This is a genomic window from Bradyrhizobium sp. Kon56 (assembly GCF_055807635.1).
Window position 1 is genome coordinate 20,568 of the sequence record NZ_JBVVOU010000050.1, and the last position, 6,588, is coordinate 27,155.

Sequence of the window (6,588 nt, forward strand, 5' to 3'; positions counted from 1 at the left end):
AGATGCCGGATGCAATGCCACGGCTAAGCTCGATTCTGTTCGGTTAGTGCTTCTTCTGGCGTGGTTAGCTGCCGCGCGCCGGTCGGACTCACGAATTACGCCGCCCGCAGCCAGCAGATCCATTTGCGGTCGGCCTCCCGCCGCTTGTTTAGGCGATCGACGCATTTCTTCGAGCAAAGGGCCGTTCGCCAGCAGTAGTAGCGGATCAGCCCGAACTTTCCGCCGCATATGGCACAGCACCTTCCGGAGGTGTGGCGGGAATTCTGGGGACTGTTGTGCACTAGTCTTCTCCTCTAGGCGTTACGTGGAAGCCCCCTAGATTCGTTTCGCCGCAGCCATACGCCCCGCGAGAAGCGCGGCGACAGCGATCTCGATGTACTTGCGGCATGTACAAACATTGGGCGCGAGAATTTGACTTCAACATGCGCCATCTTGGCGAAGTGGTGCGCTCCATTGGAGGTCCTTCGCCGCGATTTCTACTTGTAACGGATATTCCATTCACAATTGATGCGATGAATAGCATCTTGAGGGTTAAATGCTGCGTTTGGCAGCATTCTTTGAAGGATTTCAACTGGCCGGGTGGATGGAAATGCTTGTAACAGAGTGCGTTGCGTTGTCTGCACCACCTCCTCGGCTTCGCGCGGTCAAGGAACGCACAATTCGCGATTGTTGACGAGCAGCTGGCCCACTCCCTCGTCGGGTAAGTCGTTTCAGCCTTGAATGGCTTTACGCAGGATGAAAAACGCGGGGCTAAGATCGGGTGGCGCACCTTCGGTTGCCGGGGAGAGGTGTCCTCGGCCTTCTTAGACATGAAGGGATTGAGTGGGCACAGACTTCGGGGTCTCTGCAGCGGTGACCTCGATCTCTCGCTTCATCTCTGTAGGGATAGAGCGCGCTTCCATGACATTGAGCACCGCGCGCCCCCTTTCCGTAATGCGCCACCCACCGTTTAACCGCTCGATAAGTTGCTGGGAAAAGATATCCAGATCCGGCACTCGGGCGGCCAATCTCTTGGTGCGCTCAGCCCAATCCGGACCGCTCGTCGCCACAATCGCCATGTCCCGCTTAAGCTCCGCCATGGGCGCGAACCCTTCTGGATAGCTCACCAGGATCTTCAGGACTGTGACCTGGAAATTCACCTAAGCTACAATATCATTTTTTTGCCTGTCGCCACATGGTAGGCGCTTGGCGAAGAGCATCGATGCCGATTTGCTTGAGGCGCTCGCGCCTCATTCTGGACGGATTTCACCACATCGATTGTGCGACATATTGATGCTGCCAAATCTGTTTTGAACCTGCGACAGGGACTTTAGTCACATGTCTGGCCGGCTCTCTCAATCATTCGCCGTCTCAAGCGCGGACGGTTGCAGGTCCAGCGTCAAACAAGGAAACGGCCTCAACGGCACCGGGAATTAGCTGAGGCCGGATCAACGTCTGCCACAAGCGCAGTCAGGATGCCGACTGCTTTCGGCGGTTCTTTCTGAAGCGCGGCGCGATTATCCAATTTCGGGCTTTTCGGCGGTCCGTCATCGTAAAGGGGCCCCAGATAACCATGCCAACGGCTTGCCACATGTGGGCGTGACCATCGGTCGTCCGTAATGATCGATCAGGATGCTGAAAGGCCAACGGAATCGATGTCCGCGACTTCAACGCGAGCACCTGCGCGACCGCCGGACCCGTGCGCAGCCGCCTCGCTTACGCGCGCCGAAGCCGGTGCTTGCGGCACTGAATTTTTGCGGTGGGAGCAGGCGCATTTGTTGGCCGGCCCGCAGCTGCGTCGGCACGATGTCGAACTAGTCTCGCTGATATGATGCCGCGGATCGCAGGAACACGCGAGGCGGAATCATCGATGTCGATACGGGGTTGATTTCCGTCGAGAGCCGTTCAGCCTTCGGAGTAAACCTCTATGGTTGGATCGCAGGGCTCCCCAGATCAAGCCGCACCTTGGCAGTGCACCCGCTTCGTGTTTCGCCAGCGCTGGACGCAGGATGCGGTCACCGTGGCGCGTGGCTCACTACATGAAGCCGGTATGCTGCGCGCCACAGTCAGGTCAAAAATCGCCCCGTATGAGTGTGACTACTTCTAGACCGTTGCCGCCCACCGTCCAAACGGCCAATTAGGGCTGACCGTTGATCATTGGCTGCCCAATACTGGCCTGATCCGTCAAGCCCCACTTGCGCAGCAGCTGGCCATAGATGCCCTCGGCGATGATCCCGGCAAGCGCCTTTTTTAGCTCTTCTCCAAGCTGAAGATTATCCTTCGCGAAAGCGAAACCGGTCATCAACTTGACTACAGGTTTACTGATGAGTGCGTACTGGTTTCCCTCCAGCTCGTTTTGATACGCGATGACACCTTCACCGGTGATCGCAGCGTCGGCACGGCCCTGCTGCACCAAGAGTCGGTTTTGGGCGGTATTCTCACCGAGTACTACCTCGATCGCGGGCTTGCCAACTTTGACGCAATTCTCCTCGCTCCATTTCTCAATCCCCTGGATCTCGATAAGGCTGGAGCGTGTCGCCGCTACGTGCTTACCGCATAACGCCTCCGGATTCGCGAAGCCCTCAGCTTTTGTGCTCAAAGTGTAGAATATCTCGTTTGAGTACACGTAATCCAGGAAGTTCGCATTGGCTCGGCGTTCGGGCGTATCACCCATTGTGCCCAAAAGGATGTCGGCGCGCTTTGTGTTCAGCGGTGCAAAGCTGATCATGAGCGCGTAGCTTGTCTCGGTCCAGCTGACCTCCGCTCCGATCTTCTTTGCCATAGCTTCCAGAACATCAATGTTGAATCCCGCTACCTTGCCAGCCTTTTCATCTTTGAATTCGAACGGCGGATACGTAGTCAGCGCCATTGCATTGACAACTCGCTTTGCGCTTTGCGCGTACGCATCAGCAGCCATCAAGCCACATATGACCGCAACAGCGCTCATGGTTAGACGACGGATACCATTTGAGAACATCTCGATTTCACGTGCTTTCGCTTCGATGAAGCACCGATCGATAAACTCCCCGAGCCGGGGCGTCCGTCGGACCGCCGTAGCCGTTCGGGTAGGCTCCTTCCCACGACCTGCTCTCGGTCAATAGACACGGCAGCTTGGCCTACGACGCCAGCCTCTAGTCATTCCGGGTAAGAGCGGGATCACGCATTTCGGCAGATACCTGTCTGACCAGTTCTTGATTCGGCCTGCGCGCGTCATATCCGTTCTGGACTGGCGCGTCCGCGGCGTTGGACCTTGGCTCGGAGTGACCGAGTTCGCACCCCAACCGCATGACGTTGTACTGCAGCCAAAGTCTTTGCTGCAGGTCGCGCTTGCTACTCCGAAATAGGTCTCGGCATACGCACCCATACGGGGTCGATAAAAATGGCTGGCCATGTCCTACTCCTATGCCGCCGAATTGAGATGGCTTACCGGCGTATTTTCGTCCCCCAAACACGCCGCGCACGAGGATAGATCACGCTTAATCTTTATTGTATGGGTTTATCGAGGGCTATTAGTGTGGGGACGCGCTATTCGACGAATAAATCCGGCGGTTTATCGGCTTTTTTGACTGATTTCACCGCGCCGACTGCCGACCTTGTGCCGATGAAGCAAACCATGAATGCCGTCGGCAACCTAGGTGCTTTCCAAATTCGACAAAATGCTAGACCATGTGAGCGCGTCTTGAATTGACTGTGTGCAACCGGCGTTGTCCGGATCTGCAATCTGCGGTAATGCTGTTTTTTGCTGAAGCTGAAAGGCGCGATGTAACCCCGTCAGCGGTCAGCCGCGTTTGGGTCGATCTTGCATAAGCGATCGGAAATTCGAACATTGCGATCGCGCTGTCCGTAGAGCTGTCAACGAGATGATATAACCAAACCATGTTTCTCCTCAACCAGCACACTGATTACCGCCGTCTTCTGGATACCTCAGACGCCGATGCGTTGAGCGTCGCTGCCGCTCGCGAGGTCGAGCGATTTCTCAGGTATCGCGATGGCCACACGGAAACTCCTCTTGTTTCATTGACGGCCCTTGCTCGTGAGATCGGAGTCAGTTCGATCCATCTCAAGGATGAAGGCCATCGTCTCGGCCTGGGCAGTTTCAAGGCTTTGGGCGGTTCTTATGCCGTGATCCGATTGGTGCTCGAGGAAGCAAGTCGGCGGTTCGGCCGCGATGTCGACGTGAGCGAGTTGCGCACGCCTGAAGTGAGGGCTGTGGCAGCAGGCATGACAGTCTCCTGTGCCACGGACGGCAACCATGGCCGATCGGTTGCTTACGGCGCTCAACTTGTCGGTGCACAATGCGCCATTTTCGTTCATTCGGGCGTGAGTAATGAGCGCATAGCCGCCATTGCCCGGTTTGGCGCGCAGATGATCTGCGTCAAAGGCAACTATGACGACTCGGTTGCCGACGCTACCCGAGTTGCGGCGGAACAGAGTTGGACATTGGTATCTGACACCTCGTGGCCCGGCTACGAGCGCATCCCGGGGCTGGTAATGCAGGGGTACACTGCCCTGGTCAGCGAGGCCCTGCGTCAATTGCCTGAGTGCCCCACTCATGTCTTCATTCAGTCGGGCGTTGGTGGGATCGCCGCTGCCGTTGCCGGACACTTTTCGGTACTATTAGGCCATGACCGTCCGTTTTTCACTGTCGTCGACCCATCGCGAGCAGCGTGCCTTTTAGAAAGCGCACGAGCCGGACGTCCCGTGAAGGTGGCGCATGCGCAGTCCACGGTGATGGCAATGCTCGAATGCTATGAGCCTTCACTTATTGCGTGGCGTGTCCTTTCGCGCACAGCGGACGCTTTCATGGCTGTCGACGACGAGGACGCAATCAATGCGATGAAACGTCTGGCAAATCCGGCGGATGGCGACTTGGCAGTTGTCGCAGGCGAAAGTGGTGGTATTGGTCTCGCAGCGTTAATGAAGGCTGCTTCCGATCCAGCCTTGCGTGCCAGAATTGGTCTTGGACCAAATGCACGGATATTCTTGATCAACACCGAGGGCGCGACCGACCCTCGCCTTTACGAAGAGCTGGTCGGTGCGATGCCTGCGCATGTGATCGCGAAGAATCTGAAAGATCCCGCATTCGCGGCGCACGCGAAGCAGGAACTTCCCGACACCGCGCGATCATAGTTAGCATAACGTCTCGGCTAGCTTAGCGCGATATCGAACCAACGCGCGGCCGGTGACTACGCGTCGAGGACAGAATGGTGCTGGCGATGGACTTGGCATCGTCAGGGCGCCCTGACCGTATCGTCATGCGAGCCCCCCCTGCGAAGACCTTACGTGTTCTTCAGTGCGACGCGGAATTCGGCTTCGGTCTTGGCCTTGACCTCGTCGAGCGAGACGCCGTCGGCGAGCTCGATCAGGGCCATGCCGCCGTCGCCGTGCTTGTCGATGGTGAAGACGGCGAGATCGGTGACGACCATGTCGACAACGCGCTCACCTGTCAGCGGCAAATTGCACTGCTTCAGGAGCTTTGGACCGTCCTTGGCAGAATGCTCCATCACAACGACCACGCGCTTGACGCCGGCGACGAGATCCATCGCGCCGCCCATGCCCTTGACCATCTTGCCGGGGATCATCCAGTTGGCGAGATCGCCGTTCTGGGCCACCTGCCACGCTCCATCAGATACTTCTCGCCGTCGAATTCCTTCACTTCCTTGCCTTCGGCGATCAGCGTGCCGACGCCGGTCTTGGTGTAGAAGGCCGGAATGCCGGCGCCGCCGGCGCGGATGCGCTCGGCCAGCGTACCCTGCGGATTGAATTCGAACTCCAGCTCGCCGGCGAGGAATTGCTGGGCGAACAGCTTGTTCTCGCCGACATAGGACGAGATCATCTTCTTGATCTGGCGGGTCTCCAGCAGGCGGCTGAGCCCGATGCCGTCGACTCCGGCATTGTTGGAGACCACCGTCAGGCCCTTGACGCCGGAGTCGCGGATCGCGTCCGACAGCACCTCGGCGATGCCGCACAGGCCGAAGCCGCCCGACATAATCATCAAGTTGTCCTTGAGAACGCCCTCGAGAGCCGATTTGGCGTCGGGATAGACCTTGTTCATGAATTACCTGACCTAATGAAGGAGCGTTGACAGCCCGGAAGCGCTGACTGGCTCGTATTTGCGCGACGGACCCGTGAACTGATGGCCGCTGGGACGCATAAAGCCATTAAGGCGCGAGCGATAAGATAGATCTTCGCACGCATCCGGGAGCATCAGCGCATCGATGTTGCCGCGCGTTTGGGTTGACAGCTTCGGACCGGGCGCCATAGCGGCCAGGTCGACATAGCAGTTGTTACAGAAACTGTCGGCGCTGTTTGGCCAGAACGCACCTGCGCCGTGGACCTGCTCCAGCGCATCCCATTCCGGTTGGTCGTGCTCTGGCTGCGGATGCCCGGGTTCGTATGGCTCTTTCATGGCTTGATCGCCTTGCGCTCGGCATCTGACAAGAAGCTGTTGCTCCGCGTGCTCATTCGGTCGGATTCCTTCGCCCCCCCTTCGGGACGCCCCGCCTGCAAACGACACTTACGCCAGATTGAGGTACGCCTCCGATGGGGGCCGTCTTGCGTGAGGGTTGGTAATTCGCGAAGCGTGTGACCTTAAGTCTAGCTTTAAGG

Annotated in this window: 4 protein-coding genes and 2 pseudogenes; 1 reads left to right on the forward strand and 5 read right to left on the reverse strand. The window is 57.8% G+C overall.

What is annotated here, in order from left to right:
- Nucleotides 1–803: 803 nt before the first annotated feature.
- Both AC0L3B_RS36050 and AC0L3B_RS36055 read right to left on the reverse strand, forming a co-directional pair.
- Nucleotides 804–1,139, reverse strand: coding sequence for a hypothetical protein (locus AC0L3B_RS36050; RefSeq protein WP_473382241.1), 336 nt, complete (start codon nt 1,137–1,139; stop codon nt 804–806).
- Nucleotides 1,140–2,116: 977 nt separating this feature from the next.
- On the reverse strand, nt 2,117–2,896 hold the full coding sequence (locus AC0L3B_RS36055; protein ID WP_473382242.1) for a transporter substrate-binding domain-containing protein: 780 nt from the start codon (nt 2,894–2,896) through the stop codon (nt 2,117–2,119).
- A gap of 959 nt (nt 2,897–3,855) precedes the next feature.
- Between AC0L3B_RS36055 and AC0L3B_RS36060 the strand changes: the two genes are divergently transcribed.
- Nucleotides 3,856–5,109 carry a diaminopropionate ammonia-lyase gene (locus AC0L3B_RS36060; protein WP_473382243.1) on the forward strand — a complete coding sequence of 418 codons (1,254 nt, stop codon included), beginning with the start codon at nt 3,856–3,858 and terminating at the stop codon, nt 5,107–5,109.
- 149 nt (nt 5,110–5,258) lie between these two features.
- Here the strand turns inward: AC0L3B_RS36060 and AC0L3B_RS36065 are convergent.
- The 3 genes and pseudogenes from AC0L3B_RS36065 to AC0L3B_RS36075 form a co-directional block, all read right to left on the reverse strand.
- Nucleotides 5,259–5,603: pseudogene (locus AC0L3B_RS36065) on the reverse strand (CoA-transferase); the annotation flags it as partial.
- A pseudogene (locus AC0L3B_RS36070) lies at nt 5,573–6,034 on the reverse strand (CoA transferase subunit A); the annotation flags it as partial. The pseudogenes AC0L3B_RS36065 and AC0L3B_RS36070, both read right to left, overlap by 31 nt.
- A 12-nt stretch (nt 6,035–6,046) precedes the next feature.
- A complete protein-coding gene (locus AC0L3B_RS36075) occupies nt 6,047–6,388 on the reverse strand; it encodes a hypothetical protein (RefSeq protein WP_473382244.1) in 342 nt (113 codons plus the stop codon).
- Nucleotides 6,389–6,588 lie beyond the last annotated feature (200 nt).

What these genes read in the sequence shown, in the direction of transcription:
- AC0L3B_RS36075 (WP_473382244.1), bottom strand. Translation starts at nt 6,388, where the DNA reads ATGAAAGAGCCATACGAACCCGGGCATCCGCAGCCAGAGCACGACCAA.
- AC0L3B_RS36055 (WP_473382242.1), bottom strand. Translation starts at nt 2,896, where the DNA reads ATGGCTGCTGATGCGTACGCGCAAAGCGCAAAGCGAGTTGTCAATGCA.
- AC0L3B_RS36060 (WP_473382243.1), top strand. Translation starts at nt 3,856, where the DNA reads ATGTTTCTCCTCAACCAGCACACTGATTACCGCCGTCTTCTGGATACC.